16 protein-coding genes and 1 riboswitch are annotated in these 16,708 nt (G+C 32.8%); of the genes, 1 reads left to right on the forward strand and 15 read right to left on the reverse strand.

Translation table 11 applies throughout. The features are described 5' to 3' along the window. Positions 1-35: 35 nt before the first annotated feature. The 9 genes from CKL_RS10600 to CKL_RS10640 form a co-directional block, all read right to left on the reverse strand. Positions 36-650 (reverse strand): DUF3793 family protein, encoded by a 615-nt coding sequence (locus CKL_RS10600; protein WP_012102503.1) that lies wholly within the window; start codon positions 648-650, stop codon positions 36-38. A 172-nt stretch (positions 651-822) separates the two neighbouring features. Further along, on the reverse strand, positions 823-1,251 hold the full coding sequence (locus CKL_RS10605; protein ID WP_012102504.1) for a flavodoxin: 429 nt from the start codon (positions 1,249-1,251) through the stop codon (positions 823-825). 171 nt (positions 1,252-1,422) lie between these two features. Continuing rightward, positions 1,423-1,887 (reverse strand): 6,7-dimethyl-8-ribityllumazine synthase, encoded by a 465-nt coding sequence (gene ribH / locus CKL_RS10610; protein WP_012102505.1) that lies wholly within the window; start codon positions 1,885-1,887, stop codon positions 1,423-1,425. Between the two features lie 22 nt (positions 1,888-1,909). Then, positions 1,910-3,112, reverse strand: a complete 1,203-nt coding sequence (locus CKL_RS10615) for a bifunctional 3,4-dihydroxy-2-butanone-4-phosphate synthase/GTP cyclohydrolase II (RefSeq protein WP_012102506.1) — start codon at positions 3,110-3,112, stop codon at positions 1,910-1,912. A gap of 76 nt (positions 3,113-3,188) precedes the next feature. Then, on the reverse strand, positions 3,189-3,842 hold the full coding sequence (locus tag CKL_RS10620; RefSeq protein ID WP_012102507.1) for a riboflavin synthase: 654 nt from the start codon (positions 3,840-3,842) through the stop codon (positions 3,189-3,191). Between the two features lie 21 nt (positions 3,843-3,863). Next, positions 3,864-4,973, reverse strand: coding sequence for a bifunctional diaminohydroxyphosphoribosylaminopyrimidine deaminase/5-amino-6-(5-phosphoribosylamino)uracil reductase RibD (gene ribD / locus CKL_RS10625; RefSeq protein WP_012102508.1), 1,110 nt, complete (start codon positions 4,971-4,973; stop codon positions 3,864-3,866). 276 nt (positions 4,974-5,249) lie between these two features. Beyond that, positions 5,250-5,366, reverse strand: a riboswitch (FMN riboswitch). Between the two features lie 145 nt (positions 5,367-5,511). Then, a complete protein-coding gene (locus tag CKL_RS10630) occupies positions 5,512-6,936 on the reverse strand; it encodes a transglutaminase domain-containing protein (protein ID WP_012102509.1) in 1,425 nt (474 codons plus the stop codon). Positions 6,937-7,148: 212 nt separating this feature from the next. Beyond that, positions 7,149-8,987, reverse strand: coding sequence for an ABC transporter ATP-binding protein (locus CKL_RS10635; RefSeq protein ID WP_012620583.1), 1,839 nt, complete (start codon positions 8,985-8,987; stop codon positions 7,149-7,151). A gap of 4 nt (positions 8,988-8,991) precedes the next feature. Then, positions 8,992-10,710 carry an ABC transporter ATP-binding protein gene (locus CKL_RS10640; RefSeq protein ID WP_012102511.1) on the reverse strand — a complete coding sequence of 573 codons (1,719 nt, stop codon included), beginning with the start codon at positions 10,708-10,710 and terminating at the stop codon, positions 8,992-8,994. Between the two features lie 181 nt (positions 10,711-10,891). On the opposite strand from CKL_RS10640, the gene CKL_RS10645 reads away from it, so the two are divergent. Continuing rightward, a complete protein-coding gene (locus CKL_RS10645; RefSeq protein ID WP_012102512.1) occupies positions 10,892-11,278 on the forward strand; it encodes a hypothetical protein in 387 nt (128 codons plus the stop codon). Positions 11,279-11,348: 70 nt separating this feature from the next. Here CKL_RS10645 and CKL_RS10650 read toward each other — a convergent pair whose 3' ends face one another. The 6 genes from CKL_RS10650 to CKL_RS10675 form a co-directional block, all read right to left on the reverse strand. After that, positions 11,349-12,149, reverse strand: coding sequence for an ABC transporter ATP-binding protein (locus CKL_RS10650; RefSeq protein WP_012102513.1), 801 nt, complete (start codon positions 12,147-12,149; stop codon positions 11,349-11,351). Next, positions 12,125-13,177 carry an ABC transporter permease gene (locus CKL_RS10655; protein WP_012102515.1) on the reverse strand — a complete coding sequence of 351 codons (1,053 nt, stop codon included), beginning with the start codon at positions 13,175-13,177 and terminating at the stop codon, positions 12,125-12,127. Before CKL_RS10655 ends, CKL_RS10650 begins: the two co-directional genes overlap by 25 nt. Positions 13,178-13,221: 44 nt before the next feature. Further along, positions 13,222-13,743, reverse strand: coding sequence for an ABC transporter substrate-binding protein (locus CKL_RS19865; RefSeq protein WP_012102516.1), 522 nt, complete (start codon positions 13,741-13,743; stop codon positions 13,222-13,224). After that, entirely contained in the window at positions 13,715-14,011 is a 297-nt protein-coding gene (locus CKL_RS21555) for an ABC transporter substrate-binding protein (RefSeq protein ID WP_012102517.1), read from the reverse strand. The genes CKL_RS19865 and CKL_RS21555 overlap by 29 nt, the downstream gene beginning before the upstream one ends. Positions 14,012-14,238: 227 nt before the next feature. Further along, positions 14,239-15,567, reverse strand: coding sequence for an O-acetylhomoserine aminocarboxypropyltransferase/cysteine synthase family protein (locus CKL_RS10670; RefSeq protein ID WP_012102518.1), 1,329 nt, complete (start codon positions 15,565-15,567; stop codon positions 14,239-14,241). A gap of 129 nt (positions 15,568-15,696) precedes the next feature. Continuing rightward, entirely contained in the window at positions 15,697-16,695 is a 999-nt protein-coding gene (locus CKL_RS10675; protein ID WP_012102519.1) for an alpha/beta fold hydrolase, read from the reverse strand. Between the last annotated feature and the right edge of the window lie 13 nt (positions 16,696-16,708).

Here is a 16,708-nt window from a genome sequence, read left to right on the forward strand (position 1 = left end):
ATAGAAAGTACCAAATTGTAAAAACATAGAGTACTTTAAGAAGATAATATCTTTACTACCTTTGTAATGCCTATGTCGTTTTGAATCAATTTCAAAAAATTATGCTTTGATCTATTATAATTTTCAAAGACCTCAAGGGCTTTTTCTCTGTCATTATAAACCTTCCAGTAGCCGCAGCATACACATTCCTTTTCACTGCAATTTATAAAATCTTCTACATCTTTAACTGGTATACCTAAAAATATCCCCATCTCATGTGGACAAAAATTATATTCATATCTATTTTTAAGAAGGTTTAGCTTGTCAATTAAAGGCATAGAATTTAAATATCCAAATTTACTTAAAAATTCAGCATTATCCCTATCACACAATACTTCAGAGAGCATTTTTCCATTATAAAATAAAAGTACTACGGCATTTTCCTTTCTATTAATTTCAAATACTTTTAAATTTATATTTTCTAAATATTCACTTCCATATTTGCACCACAGATCATACATATTTTTATTCTTATTGGATATAGTAATTATAGAAGATGGTTTGTATCCCGCAATAGTAGGGGACAAGGCATAGGTTATAAGACTCATCATATATTCTTTTTCATCTGCATTGTACATAAACTTAATAAATTCCTGATTTAAACTTCTCACATTCTACCAACTCCCTTTAATATAACACTAGGATTCCAAGACAAAAATATTTGATAAAAAATATATTTAAACTCAGAATCCTACAGGTATTATCATATATCCAATTTTTAAATTTAATCTTATAAAAATTTCGCTATTTACCTATGTTAACATGAAAATATACCCTACAATATTAATAGGCAGCTGCTTCCCGTCCAAAATTTCTGCATTCTTCTTCTGAACTTCCTTCTGGGGCTTCTTGTACAATTAATCCTTCATTTAATAGATTAGCTCCATAGCCTTCCATTCTCTCTACCCAGCTTCTCATCCATTCTCCATCGCCCCATCCATAAGAGCCAAATAAACCTAATTTTTTGCCGGATACGGAAGAAGCAATAGAATCCACAAAAGGCTCCATTTCACTTTCCTCAATAACCTCTGCACCCATGGCAGGAGAACCTAATAACACCATATCTGCACCTTTTACATCATCAACACTGGCTTCTGAAACATGTAAAAGTTTAACTTCTGCACCTTTTTCCTTAGCACCTTCTTCTATTAATTTAGCCATAGCCTCTGTATTACCTGTTCCTGTCCAATAAATAATATTTACTTTACTCATTTTTATCATCTCCTCAAGCTCCTGAAATAGTCGATAATGAAAATCATTATCATATATATAATGATATATCTGTTTATTACAATTGTCAATAGTTACATAAAATATTTCATATAACAAAAACAGGTCATTAAAAGTATACATACTTCTAATGACCTGTTTAAAATATATTCTCTATTCTAACTCCCTGATTAAATTAGCCATTTCTATAGCAGCCATAGCCCCATCATATCCTTTGTTTCCACTTTTAGTTCCTGCCCTTTCTATAGCCTGTTCTATATTGTCCGTAGTGAGTACGCTAAATATAACCGGAATATCACTTTCCAGTGAAACATGAGCTACACCCTTTGAAACTTCACTGGATACATAATCAAAATGAGGGGTAGATCCTCTGATTACAGCTCCTAAACATATCACTGCATCATATTTTCGAGAAAAAGCCATTTTCTTTGAAATCATAGGTATTTCAAATGCTCCCGGTACCCAGGTTATATCTATATTATCCTCTTCTGCTCCATGTCTTTTTAAACAGTCTAAGGCTCCAGACAATAATTTAGATACTATAAATTCATTAAATCTTCCCACAACTATTCCAAATTTTAGCCCTTCTGCATTTAACTTTCCTTCATAAACTTTCATATTTTCAGTCTCCTTTGATATATTAATAATTTAAAATATGCCCCATTTTTTCCTGTTTTGTTTTAAGGTAAAAAGTATCATAGGCAGATGCCTTCATTTGGATTGGTACTCTTTCTGTGATATTTATACCATAATTGGATAACTGTTCTATTTTATCTGGATTATTTGTCATAAGTCGTATATTTTCCACACCTAAGTCTTTTAAAATTTGTGCAGCAGCATAATAATCTCTTAAATCCTCCTCAAAACCCAGTGCAATATTTGCTTCAACAGTATCTAGACCTTTATCTTGCAGTGCATAAGCCTTTAATTTATTAATTATACCTATGCCCCGTCCCTCCTGATTCATGTATAAAAGAATGCCCTGTCCTTCTTCTTCAATTTGGGTCATGGCTCTTGCATACTGCTGCCCACAATCACATCTAACAGAGCCGAAAGTATCTCCTGTAAGACATTCAGAATGTACTCTGCACAAAACTGAATTCCCTTTTGAAATATCCCCTTTTACAAGTGCCATGTGATGTTCTCCATTTATTTTGTTTATATATCCATAGGCTACAAATTCTCCATATTTTGTTGGCAGCTTTGTATGCACTACCTGTTCTATAAACTTTTCCCTTTGTTTTCTATACTCCTGCAGAGCCTTAATTGTAATAAACTTTAATTGGTATTTTTCCGCAAATTCTATTAGTTCGGAAGTCCTCATCATGGTACCGTCATCTCTCATGATCTCACAACAAAGTCCACATTCTTTCAGATTTGCTAGTTTCATAAGATCAACAGTAGCTTCTGTATGTCCATTGCGCTCTAGAACTCCATATTCCTTTGCACGTAGTGGAAACATATGTCCAGGTCTTCTAAAATCCTCTGGCTTTGCACCTTCTTCTACAGATTTCAATGCAGTTATGGAACGTTCTGCAGCTGAAATGCCAGTAGTTGTACTTACATGGTCGATTGATACCGTAAAAGCTGTTTCATGGTTATCTGTATTATTTGAAACCATCTGTGGAAGGTTTAATTTAGAAATCATTTTACTACTCATAGGCATACAGATAAGTCCTTTTGCATGTGCTGCCATAAAATTAACATTTTCCTGGGTTGCAAATTCTGCTGCACAGATTAAATCTCCTTCATTTTCCCTATCTTCATCATCAGTCACCAGAATCATTTTACCCTGTTTAAGATCTTCTAAAGCTTCTTCAATACTATTAAATTTATTGCTCATAATTTTCAACTCCTCTTTTAAAAATACTATTAATCAATCATGTTACTTTAGTTACAACACAAATCTAAATTTTTGCTTACCAAAACCCATTTTCCTTTAACAGTTGTTCTGTTATGCTTGAATTTTTTACGGGTTCTGTTTCTTTTCTTAAAATAAGATTTTCAATGTATTTTCCTATCAAATCACATTCTACATTTATTTCATCTCCTGCACTTTTATACTGCAGAATAGTTTGTGCTTTAGTATGTGGGATTAGGGATACACTAATACAGTCTTCATGCACTTCTGCTATGGTAAGGCTCACTCCATCTAAAGCCACAGAACCTTTTGAAACCATATATTTCAATAATTCCAAAGGAGGTTTTATAACAAGCCAGGTGGCTATATCCTCTTTTTTTATATCCTTTACCCTGCCGATTCCATCTATATGACCTGTTACTATATGTCCTCCCAGTCTTTCTCCTACCTTCACTGCCCTTTCTAAATTCACATTACTGTTTCTTCTTAAAAGTTTTAAATTGCTCTTTCTTAGTGTTTCAGCCATTACATCTACTGTAAAAGAATTTCCTGTAAAACTTGTTACCGTAAGGCAGGCTCCATTTACAGCTATACTGTCTCCTAATTTAACCTCTTCTAAAACTTTCCTGGAAGAGATAGTTATTCTAGAAGAATTTTCTCCATTTTTTATTTCCAATATTTGTCCAATTTCCTCTACTAAACCTGTAAACAATATTCCCCTCCCCTTTTTTAATTACTTTTCTACATATCCTTGAATCATCATATCTTCTCCTGATTTTAAATAGCTAATATTTTTTAATTTAACGGCTTTATTTAAATCTTCAATACCTTTTCCTTCTACAGAAGTTTTGGCCTCTAATCCACCTATTATTTTAGGGGCTATAAAATAAATAACTTTATCTACAATTCCTGAACTTAAAGCAGAAAAATTAAGTGAGCCCCCTCCCTCTATAAACAAACTATCTATACCAATATTTCCTAACTTTTCTATTAGAATCTTTAGATTCACATGACCAGATTCATCTTTAGGACAGATAATTACATCCACTCCCATTTTCTCAATTTCATACTTTTTATCTTCATCATATCCCTCTGTACAAGCTATTATGATTTTCCTATATTTAAGTGTATCAAAAATCTTACAATCCAGAGGTATTCTTAACTTAGAATCTAAAACCACAGCTATAGGACTTTTACATTTTTTCTCAAGTCTTGTGGTTAAAAGTGGATTATCCGAAAGTATGGTACCTATCCCCACTGCAATTGCCATAACCCTATTTCTTATGTGATGTACAAAATTTCTGGATTCTTCACAGGTTATCCACTTTGACTGTCCTGTAACAGTTGCTATTTTACCATCTAAAGTTACTGCAGATTTCAATATTACAAAAGGAAGCTTATCACTGATATATTTTATAAATATTTCATTTATATTTAAGGCTTCTTTTTCTAAAACGCCTGTAACCACTTCTATTCCCTTATTCCTTAAAAACTCTATGCCTCTACCTGAAACTAGTGGATTAGGATCCTTTAATGCAACCACTACTTTTTTTATTCCTGCTCTTACTATAGCTTCTACACAGGGTGGAGTTTTGCCGTAATGAGAACAAGGCTCCAAAGTCACGTATATCTGCCCGCCTGCAGCTTTATCACCTGCTTCTTTTAATGCATATACCTCTGCATGAGGTCCTCCATAAAATTTGTGATAACCTCTTCCTACTATGTTACCTTCTTTTACTACAAGGGCTCCCACCTGTGGATTTGGATTCACAAAACCTTCTCCCTTTGATGCCAGCTCTAAAGCAATTTCCATATAATGTTCATCTTTATTGTCATAATTCATAAAATTGAATCCTCCACTCCAAAAGAATATTATTACTTTTTATATAAATTTTACAAGTAAAAGGGCAAAACCTATGCAGTTCTTATGTACAAGCTACCAATACCAGTATCTCAGCTTCTCAAATATGGAAATACACTGCCTGCCCCTGGATAAGTTACAGCTATAAGCAATTATCTTCAGATTTTTCTCATGCAAAAATCCCCCTGAAAATACTTTCAGGGGGATAATAAACACAATAAAAACAACCTAGCACATAAAATACATACTACAAAAAACTTCCACTTTCTCCATCCAGACTTTACTGTCGGTACTGGAATCCAACCAGTTCCTGCTGATAATCAGCTCGCGGACTATACCGCCGATCGGGAATTTCACCCTGCCCCGAAAGCATATTATTAAGTTTTAACTATGATTTTAATATATACTTCTTTTTTTCACTTGTCAATAGAAACTTTTAAAAAAATTGTAATCTTTAATACAATTTTATTGACTTAAATTATAAATACTACAAAAATTTACATTGATAACTAACAATAACTTAAGATTTTACTATGACAACATATTTTGCTCCTGAAATTTCATCTGAGTAAGTAGTTATAGTAACTCCCTCTGAAATATTGTACTTTTTGCATATTTCATTTAAAATCTGGGTTATATCATACTCACTTGAATTATAATTCAATATTTTTACACTTACAGAATTTTCCCCTTGTGATAATACCTCTTCTACTGCACTATAAAAATCATTATAGTTATCAACAACTTTTATATCATTGCCGTAAACATCCTTCTCCACTACATTAAGATTATCAAAACTGTATTCTGTGCTGGTACATTCAGGATAATCATCTGTATTCCACCTATGATTTTTGGCAATCTGATCATCGGTTATGTTAAAATAGGAGTGAGAAAGCCTATTTGAGCCATCACTTATAACGGGATCATCCCAGGTAGAATCCAATTGATAATACTCCCCCTGTATTTTCACTATATTCCATGCATGTCCAATCCATTCAGTACCATTATTTGCATCCCCTATCACCATCCTGCACTCTACCCCTGCCGCCATAAGAAGTCTATCTAAAGCATCTGCATAACCCTGACATACTCCAACTCCATTTATCAAAACGCCATAAGCCGTATAAGAGTCTTCCGGCATATTACCTTTATATGCTCTTTCATCATATTTACTGTTATTAACTACATAGTCGTGAAGTACCAGTTCCTTTTGATAGTCTTCCATATCAGAAGTAATTAAAGTATCTATAATTTCACTAACCTTTTGCTGCACGATTTTCTCTTTTTCTATTAAATTTTCCTTTGTATCTGTATATTTAAAATTTATAGTAACCTTTGTAGGACTTGTATATTCAACATTGCTTGCTGCCCCTGAATATCTTGTCCTTAAATCAGAATAGTCAATTAATATCTTATTTATAACATCTAGGTTATATTTATCTTTGTCATAATTACTTATATTTAAAATTAAAGTATCTTCATAATTATGCAATGCATCTTTTAATGCATTATAGTATTGTGAATAATTTTCTATATCAATTGAGTTATTTGAATTACTTTTCTGTACTGTAAAATTATATTTTACCCCTTCATTTAATTCTTTACCTTCAACAGATTTTAATCCACTATCTATTACCAGAACATATTGTTTTCCCTCTGCATATGAACTTATAGGAGAAACCTGTATTGTATCTGAAGAGGTATTTACAATATTAACTTCTAAAGGCGTACTACTCCCCTGTTCATATACTTTTATAAAATTTCTTGCAGAATCTAAATCAATATCTTTATTAAAAGTAATAGTCCAGCTCTTTTTATCGCTCACAGTAGAAATGCTATTATTGTTCCAAATTTTATATTCTTCTGCAGCGTAACACTTTTTACCACAAAATAACAATATAACTAACATACCTATTATCATAAACTTGTATATTTTTTTAAACACTTTATCACCTCCATATAATATTTAAACAAAACTTTTTTAATCAAGTCTAGGTGGAGTTTGCTATTTGAAATAAATAGTTTAGAATAACTATATTATAGTTATATTACAAATCAATTAACATTTTTGAACATTTTTATTAACACATTCTATGTTTTAAAACTTTAATGTGTTTTACCTCTTTTTGAATTGTTGTTGATTTTAATGTGCCTTATTTAACCATTAATTAACTGGTTACAGTACATATTGTAATATATGCCCTTTTTCCCTATTAAATCACTATGATTTCCCACTTCCACTATTGTTCCTCCATCTATTACCATTATAATATCTGAGTCTCTAATAGTACTCAGCCTATGGGCAATTATAAAACTGGTTCTTTTCCGTATAAGTTTACGCATAGCTTTTTGTATTTTAAGTTCCGTTCTTGTATCCACATTACTTGTAGCCTCATCTAAAACAAGTATGTAAGGATCTGAAAGTATAGCTCTTGCTATAGCTATTAGCTGCCTCTCTCCCTGACTTAAATTGCTTCCCCCTTCCTGTAACATAGTATCATACTTATGAGGAAATTTTTCAATAAACTGATCTGCACCTGCTGCCTGTGCTGCCTCTTTAACCTGAGAAAAATCTGCATCCAATCTACCATATTTAATATTTTCAAGTATTGTACCTGTAAAAAGATATGTATCTTGAAGAACTATGCCAAAACACTTTCTAAGACTATCTCTTGTATAATTCCTTATGTCTATTCCATCAATTAAAATTTTTCCACTGGATACATCATAAAACCTGACAAGCAAATTTACAATAGTTGTCTTTCCTGCTCCTGTAGGTCCAACAAGGGCAACACTTGTGCCCTGATTAATATTAAAATTTATATCCTTTAATATTAGAAAATCTTTTCTATAACTAAAATTTACATTTTCAAAAGTAACCTGTCCGCTTGTATTTTCAAGAGTTACAGCTTCAGCAGTGTCTTTTATCTCCTCTTTTTCATCCAATATATCAAATACTCTCTCGGCACCGGCAACAGCAGACTGAAGTGTATTAAATATGCTGGCTATATCATTTAATGGTCTTGCAAATTGTCTGGAATAACTTAAAAAACTGGCTATAATTCCTATGGTTATAATATTTTTTACAGCCAGAATCCCCCCTACACCAGCTACAGCGGCAAAACCTATATTATTTATTACATTCATAATAGGCATTAAGAATCCCGACCAAATTTGAGCTTTCAATCCTACCTGACTTAGACTGTAATTTATTTTTTTAAATTCTTCTATGGCCTTCTGCTCATGATTAAAAGCTTTTACCACATGGATGCCGGATATATTCTCCTCTATATGTCCATTGAGTTTTCCAAGTTGTACTTGTTGCTCTTTAAATAATACACTGGTATTTTTTGCGATACCCTTAGTAAGAAAAAATACCATAGGCACTGTAATAAGAGTCACAAAAGTCAAAATAGGACTTAAAACAAGCATCATAATAAAAGATCCCAGCACTGTCACCACTGCTGACATAAGTTGAGTAGTGGATTGCGATATGGTAGAACTTACATTTTCTATATCATTAGTCAATCTGCTCATTATCTCTCCATGAGTATTCCTATCAAAAAAAGAAATTGGTAATTTTTGAAGTTTGTCAAATAGACTTCTTCTAAGATTCATCACTATTTTCTGAGCAGTGCCAGCCATAAGCCACCCCTGAAAAAAAGTCAAAATGGCATCTAATACATATGTAAATAAAAGCAATATGACCATTACAGATAGTATATCAAAATTCACTTTTCCCTTTAATTCTGACATAGCATCAATAGACTTTCCTATAAGATAGGGTCCAAGAAGTCCTATGATAGAATCTATTATTACAGATATAAATATTATAATTAAAAGTTTTCTTTCACTTCCAAAATACTTCCAAAGTCTAAATAATGTTTTCTTAAAATTTTTTGGTTTTTCCACAGGACCAATACTTCCTCTTCCTCTTCTTCCTCTTCTCGGTCCCAGAGGCATTTTTATATCTTCTTTATTATATTTCCCCTCCATATATCTAAATTACCTCCTTTCCAACCTGAGACAAGAAAATATCTTTATAAACTTCACAATTTTTCATAAGCTGGTCATGGTTTCCCATACCCACCAACTTTCCTTCATCCAGCACAATTATCTTATCTGCAGATATTACAGATGATATTTTCTGGGCAATTATTATACAGGTTAAATTATTTGAATATTTTTTAAGTTTTTCTCTTATCTTAACTTCAGTTGCTGCATCTACAGCACTTGTACAATCATCAAGTATGAGTATTTCAGGTTTTTTAATCAAGGCTCGAGCTATGGAAACTCTCTGTTTTTGACCTCCTGAAAAATTCACTCCTCCCTGTCCAAGTTTTGTATTGTATTGTTCCGGAAATCTAGAGATAAACTCATCCGCTTCTGCAGTTTCAGCTGCCTCCTTAACCTCTTCCAGCGAGGCATTCTCTTTACCCCATCTTATATTTTCCAGAACACTTCCTGTAAACAGCATTGTCTTCTGGGGTACAAGGGCTACTTTTTCTCTTAAAATTCTTTTATTTATATCCTTTACATCTACTCCATCAACCTTTACCCTTCCAGATGCAGCATCATAAAATCCTGGAATAAGATTTACAAGACTGCTTTTACCTGAACCTGTAGCTCCAATAATGCCTAGAGTTTCCCCCGGCATGCAGGTAAAACTAATGTTATGGATAACTTCATGGCCATTTGCATAAGAAAAACTCACATCTTCAAAATCTACCCTTCCACTTTCTCTTAAATTTGAAACACCCTCATTAAAATTAATACTGCTTTTTTCCTCAATTATTTCAAAAATACGTATTGCAGAAGCTTTGGATCTTACAAACATATTAAAAACTGCAGATATCATCATAATTGAAAATAATATTTGGGTCATATAATTTGTAAATGCAATTATTTGTCCTACCTGCATACTTCCACTATTGACATATTTCCCTCCAATCCACAAAACACATGCTATTCCTATATTTATAACTAGGCTTCTAGTAGGAGAAAATACGGCCATTACACGCATTGCAAGGGCAGATAATCTTCCTAACTCCTCATTTGCCTCTTTAAATCTTTTATTTTCATAATCAAACCTGCTGAAGGCTTTTACTACCCTTACACCGGATAAATACTCTCTCATCACAGAATTTACCCTATCTAAAGCTATCTGGACCTTCATAAAATACGGGTACCCTATATTCATATTGAAAAATATAAACACAGCTACAATTGGTATTACAATGAAAAGTATTACTGCCAGGTGTAAATCAAGCCTTGATGCCATAATAATACTTCCAATACACACAAGAGGTGATTTTACAAATATTCTCATAAGCCCATTTACAAAATTTTGCACTTGAGTTACATCATTTGTAAGACGTGTTATAAGAGAACTGTTTTCAAATTTATCAATGCTGTCAAAAGAAAAACTTTGAATCTTTTCAAATAAATCTGCCCTTAACTCCGCACTGAACTCTTGAGACACCCTCCCAGATAGTATATTGCGTCCCGAAGCTCCCAATGCTCCTACAGCTGTGACCATAAGCATTATCAAACCTTTTTGAATTACATAGTCCATCTGTTTGTTTGCTACGCCTATATCAACTATTTTAGACATTATAGTGGGCTGCATCAAATCACATAATGCCTCAATAGAAAGAAAAAATATAGCAAGGCAGAATCCTTTCCAGTAATTATTTATATATTTTTTCATAAATTCCAATTTATACACCCCTAACATTATTCTATCCATTAATAATATTATTTCTAGAAGATAAATTCAAATATAATAATTTTAAATAATGCAAAAATGAAGATTATATTGTATAATTATCTAAAAATATATTGTTTTATTATGTAAACTCATATATGATTCTAAAATTTTATTCCCGGAGGTGGTAACTTTGAACAAATTTTTAAATAAAATTTCCTATTATTTCAGAGACAGCTATGGTATGGATAAACTTTCTAAACATCTTTATATTGGAGGAATTATAATTCTCCTTATAAAACCTGCCTACACATTAGGCCTTGTATTTATAATATACAGCAGCTGGAGATGTATTTCAAAGAATAAATATAAAAGGTTCAGGGAGTTACAGGCTTACGAGAATTTTATTTCGCCTTTAATTTATAAAGTAAAAAATTTTATAAATTCAAATAATCCACATAATCCCTATAAAGTATTCAAATGTCCAAATTGTGCTCAAAAATTGAGAGTGCCTAAAAAAAAGGGGAGAATAACTATAACCTGCAAAAACTGCGGAACTTCATTTAAAGGTAAATCTTAACAAATAAATGTAAGGTGAGCATTATTAATTGAAAAAATGCTCACCTTACATCTTAATTATATAATTCATTTTAATGTTTATTGGCTAAATGTAACTTTTCAAGTATTTGTTTTCTGATTTCAATAAATTCGGATTCATTTCTATTTCTAGGTCTGTTAATTTTCACTTCTACCACATCCTCTATTTTTCCTGGACGTGGAGTCATAATTACTATTCTATCACTGAGATAAATTGCCTCATCTACATCATGGGTAACAAGTACCATAGTTGTTCCTCTTTTCTGCCAGAGTTCTATTAATTTATCCTGTAAATCCATTCTCGTAAAAGCATCCAATGCACCTAAGGGTTCGTCAAGAAGAAGTACTTTAGGGTTATTTATAAGTGCACGGGCAAGAGAAGCCCTTTGAGCCATCCCTCCTGAAACCTGGTGAGGATATGATTTCTCAAATCCCTGAAGTCCTGTAAGTTTTATATATTCTCCAACTTCACTTTTATGTTCTCTATAAATCTTTCTGGCTTTAAGTCCTGCTGCAATATTATCTTCAATGGTTTCCCAGGGAAATAAATTTGCCTGTTGAAATACATATCCTCTTTCAAAATTAGTGCTTTCTATCTTTTTATCATCTAAAAACAATTCTCCAGACTGAGGCTTATCAAGACCTGCTATAAGTCTCATAAGCGTTGTCTTGCCACACCCGGATGATCCTACAAATGAAATAAACTCTCCCGCTCTGATACTTAGATTTACATTACGCAAAGCTTCAACTAAATTGCCATTTGCATCTATATAAGTTCTATCTACATTTTTTATTTCAATAGCAGCATTATTGAAAGCTATAGATCTTGTCATTTTAACAGCCCCCTTTGCCATATAAGTACCCTATCTCTAATTTTAAATATAATTGCCAATACGATAGAAAAAACTACTGCCATTATGACTATGGCCGCATAAACTTTTGCATAGTTGGACCAGCCTTTAGCCCAGTTTATATACCACCCCAGCCCTGCCTTTGCCCCTAACATTTCAGAAACCACCAGTGTAGTAAATGAAAGTCCTGTAGCTGTATAAATACCTGTAAATATAGATGGCATGGCACCGGGTATAGCTATCTTAAATATTAAAAATCTTTCATCTGCTCCAAGGGTCTTAGCTGCTTCAAAATAGGATTTAGGTATATTTTCTATACCTCCAGAAGCCATAAAAGCTACTGGAAACCATACACAAAGTACAATTAGAGCTGCTTCTGAAACCAAAATTGATGGAAATATTATCATTACTACAGGTATCCATGCTACTGCAGGAACTACTCCTATTACTTTAAGTACAGGGAAAAACCAATAATACCACTGTCTGTACCATCCCATTAGAATTCCTGTTACCAACCCTAAAAATGTTCCTACTATAAAACCTATAACTAAAAGTCTCATAGAATAAGCAGTACTCATCAAAAGTGTGCTCCAATCTTCAACAATTACCTGAATTATCTGAGCTGTTCCAGGGAAAAATGGCAGAGGCAGTATATTAGTTTTAGTAGACAATATATCCCATGCTGTAAATCCAATTCCTATAGCAAAATAAAATTGGGCTTTATGATTAAACTTTGCTCTTAGTCTTTCATTTGAAAAAGATAGGATATATAATACTCCCAGGTAAACTATAAAGAGTATCAGCATAATTCTATAGGGTAGTACATTAACTGCCTGCACTGTAGGCAGTGCAAAGTTTTCAATTAAAGCCACAACAAAAGCAATAATTTGTAAAACTGTCCAAACTTTTGATTTGGGTTTCCAGTTTACTGTATCAGGTGCTTTTACTACATCTATTTTATCAGTGCCCTCTGGTAAAATTTTTGATTTGGATACAGCCTTTGAATTCACCAATTCACTTAAAATGCTCACTTTAATTCTCCTTCCTACTAGATATGTGAAAGTATGCCAATACCTTACTTGCCTGATGCATCATAGTATACATCATTAGCAAATTTTTCAGGATCTGTATCTTTTTTTAAGAATCCAGTTTTATTTAACTGCCCTACAAAATATTTAACATCTTCTTTTGCAGCATCCGTAGTATATTGGAAATCATAATTTTTTATAAGTTCAGTAACAAGTTTTACATCCGTAGTTGATACATATTTTTTATCAACTTCAATTTTGGCAGCTTCTTCCGGATTTTTTGCTATCCATTCATCTGCTGCTTTATACGCTCTTACAAGAGCTGCAATTTTTTCCGGATTCTTTTTGATTTCTTTATTAGATGCATATAAAAAACAACATGATTTTCCTTTAAACAATGGATCCTGTGCAATATCCGTTATAACTTTATAGTTATTATCTCGTTCAGCTAGTGTAGCAAATGGATCCCATGCAGCAAAAGCATCCACATCGCCTTTATCTACAGCTTTTGTCAATTGATCAAGTGGATAAGGTACCCATTTAACATCTTTGGTGATCAATTCCTGCATTAGCCAGTACAAGAGTAGTAATAGCCATTGGAGTTCCTCCTATTTCATCCACCCCTATTCTCTTTCCCTTCAAATCATTTGCAGTTTTTATAGGGGAATTAGGAGGTACAACCAATTTAATACAACCTTTATGCAGTCCGCCTATAACTTTAATATCAAGGCCTTGTTGAACTGAAGGAAAAAATTGAAAATCACCATTGGTAACAGTGAACTCACCACTTGCAAGTCCGGTTTTTTGTTGCTCAAATGTTCCACTTACAAGAGTCACATCGAATCCTTCTTTGGCGAAAAATCCTTTTTCCTTGGCTATATAAGCTGGAGCACCACAAACTCCTCCTCCAAGGGCCTGAATTTGAAGTTTTCCATATTTGTATTTTCCTGTAGATTCAGTAGAAGAGTTATTTTGTCCACATGCAGTAAAAACTGGAATAGAAGCTGCAATTAAAAAATAGCAGCCAAACTTTTAAATCTTTTCATGATAATCCCCTCATCTTTCTATTTTAATACTTCCTGAAGCTGTTCCGAGAAAGTTTTTTCAAATGCCTGCTCCAAATCCCAAATAAGATCTTCTGCATCTTCAAGTCCTATGGAAAGCCTTATTGTATTGGATTCTATATGTGAAAATTCTTTTTCCTCCGGAGTAAGCTCACTGTGGGTTGTCTTAGGTGAATTTACAATCAAGGATCTGGAATCCCCTATATTGGCATGATAACTAAATAATTTTATTGAATTTAAAAATTTATCTATTTCATCATCTGTGCCTTTAAGTCCAAAGGAAAATACAGATCCAGCTCCTTTAGGTAAGTATTTTTTACTGAGTTCTTTATAGGGACTATCATTTAATGAAGGATATTTTATCCACTGAACATTATCGCTTTCTTGTAAATAGCTAATTATTTTTTTAGTATTTGACAACTGCTTTTCTATTCTTTCAGATAAGGTTTCCAGGCCCAATAACACCAGATAAGCATCAAAAGGACTAAGTGCTGCACCAAAATAATTCAAATAATTAAGCCTTATTCTTGTAATAAACGGAAAATCCGGAAATACCTCAATAAAATTCCTTGCTCTACCTTCAGGGTCTCTTAGAGTATAGTACGGTTCCAAAAATTGTGGAAATTTGCCATTTTCCCAATTAAATTTGCCACTTTCCAGTATAATTCCAGCGATTACATTTCCATGACCATTAAGTGCTTTTGTAGCGGAATAAATTACAATATCGGCTCCATATTTTATTGGATTAAGAAGATATGGTGTAGCTAATGTATTATCTACAATTAGTGGTATATCATATTCATGAGCCACCTTTGCAATTTTTTCTATATCTGCTACAGCAGCATTTGGATTACTTATGCTTTCTACGAATATAGCCTTAGTATCTGGTTTTATTTGCTTTGCAAGAGCTTCTGGATTATTGAAGTCTTCAAATTTATCTATTTTGATACCAAATTTAGGATATAACTTTTTAAAACCATCCAATGTTCCTCCATAAAGATAAGGAGTTGTAAGTATCCTTCCTCCATCTTCAGCTACATTAAGAAGTGTATATGTTATAGCAGCCATGCCGGAACTTAGTGCAATGTCACCAGCTGCTCCATCTAAAGCAGCCACCCTTTTTTCTAATACTTCAACTGTTGGATTACTGAGTCTTGAATAGATAAATCCCAGTTCTGAAAATGAGAACAATTTTCCTGCCCTTTCTGTACTTCCTAAATCAAATGCTGCAGTTTCATAAATTGGAACTGATACAGAGTGATTATGTTCTTTAGAATTATAACCCCCTCTTATTTTTATGGTATCAAATCTTAAATTTTCTTTTGACATTAAAAAACCCCCTTAAAAATTTATTAAAATTGATTTTACATAAAAAGGCTGCATCTTTTTAGGGATGCAGCCTCTGGTTTACCAGTGAGCTTTGCAAATATTATTTTTTAAAACTGTATATTATTTTAATTATATATGACTATATAGCCAATTATGCAGATCTTTTATTACTTCATCTCTATTTACCTCTCTAAGCATTTCATGCCGTCCATTTTCATATATTTTATAAGTTGCATCTTTAATACCATATTGCCTATATATTTTAAACAGTTCTTTTATACCTTTTCCATTATCCCCAAAGGGATCTTTACTCCCCGATATTGAAAATATAGGTAAATTCTTAGGTATTTTTTCGATAGTAGAAGGCTTGTGTATATCCTTTAAGGAATTAAATAAATCCTCAAAATAGCCGACCTTATATTCTACTGCGGCATAAGGAGAATTTAATGTATCTTCAAGCATTTTAGAATCACTCGTCAGCCAATCATAATCTGTTTTAGACGGTTGAAATTCATCATTAAAATGTTCAAAAAATATATTTGAAGCCTCAATACTCACAGCCTTTCTTCCAATCTTTCTGGCCTCTTTACTTGCTGTTTCAATTAACTCTGCTATTTTTTTTATGTGAATTGGCCCTGTAGTCCCGGAATATATAATTCCATTTACTTCACTGCCATATTTATAGGCATATATCTGAGCTAGAACTGAACCCAAGCTATGACCCAAAAGAAAATTTGGCAATGCCGGGTTTTGCCTTTTCACAATATTTGTCAATAATTTTATATCTTCAACCATCCAATTTATCCCATCATCTCCCATATATCCTGCACTTTCTGCATAGGATGCTTCGTTTATGTCTCCTGCTGTTCTACCATGTCCACGTCCCTCATTAATATATACAATAAATCCAGCTTTAACCATCTCCTGGCTAAATTCTCTATAATAATCAGTAGTTTCTCCCATACCATGGGCTACTTGTATAACACCATATATATCCTTACCTTTAGCCGGATACCACTTTTCAGTAAAAATATCCACTCCCTGGGCATTCTTATAAAAAAATGTTTCAGATATATATACAGTATTTGATTTCACAGTTGGAGTTACTTCTATATTATTTATACCCATATATTACACCTCT

This window comes from Clostridium kluyveri DSM 555, from assembly GCF_000016505.1.
Classification (GTDB): Bacteria; Bacillota; Clostridia; order Clostridiales; family Clostridiaceae; genus Clostridium_B; species Clostridium_B kluyveri.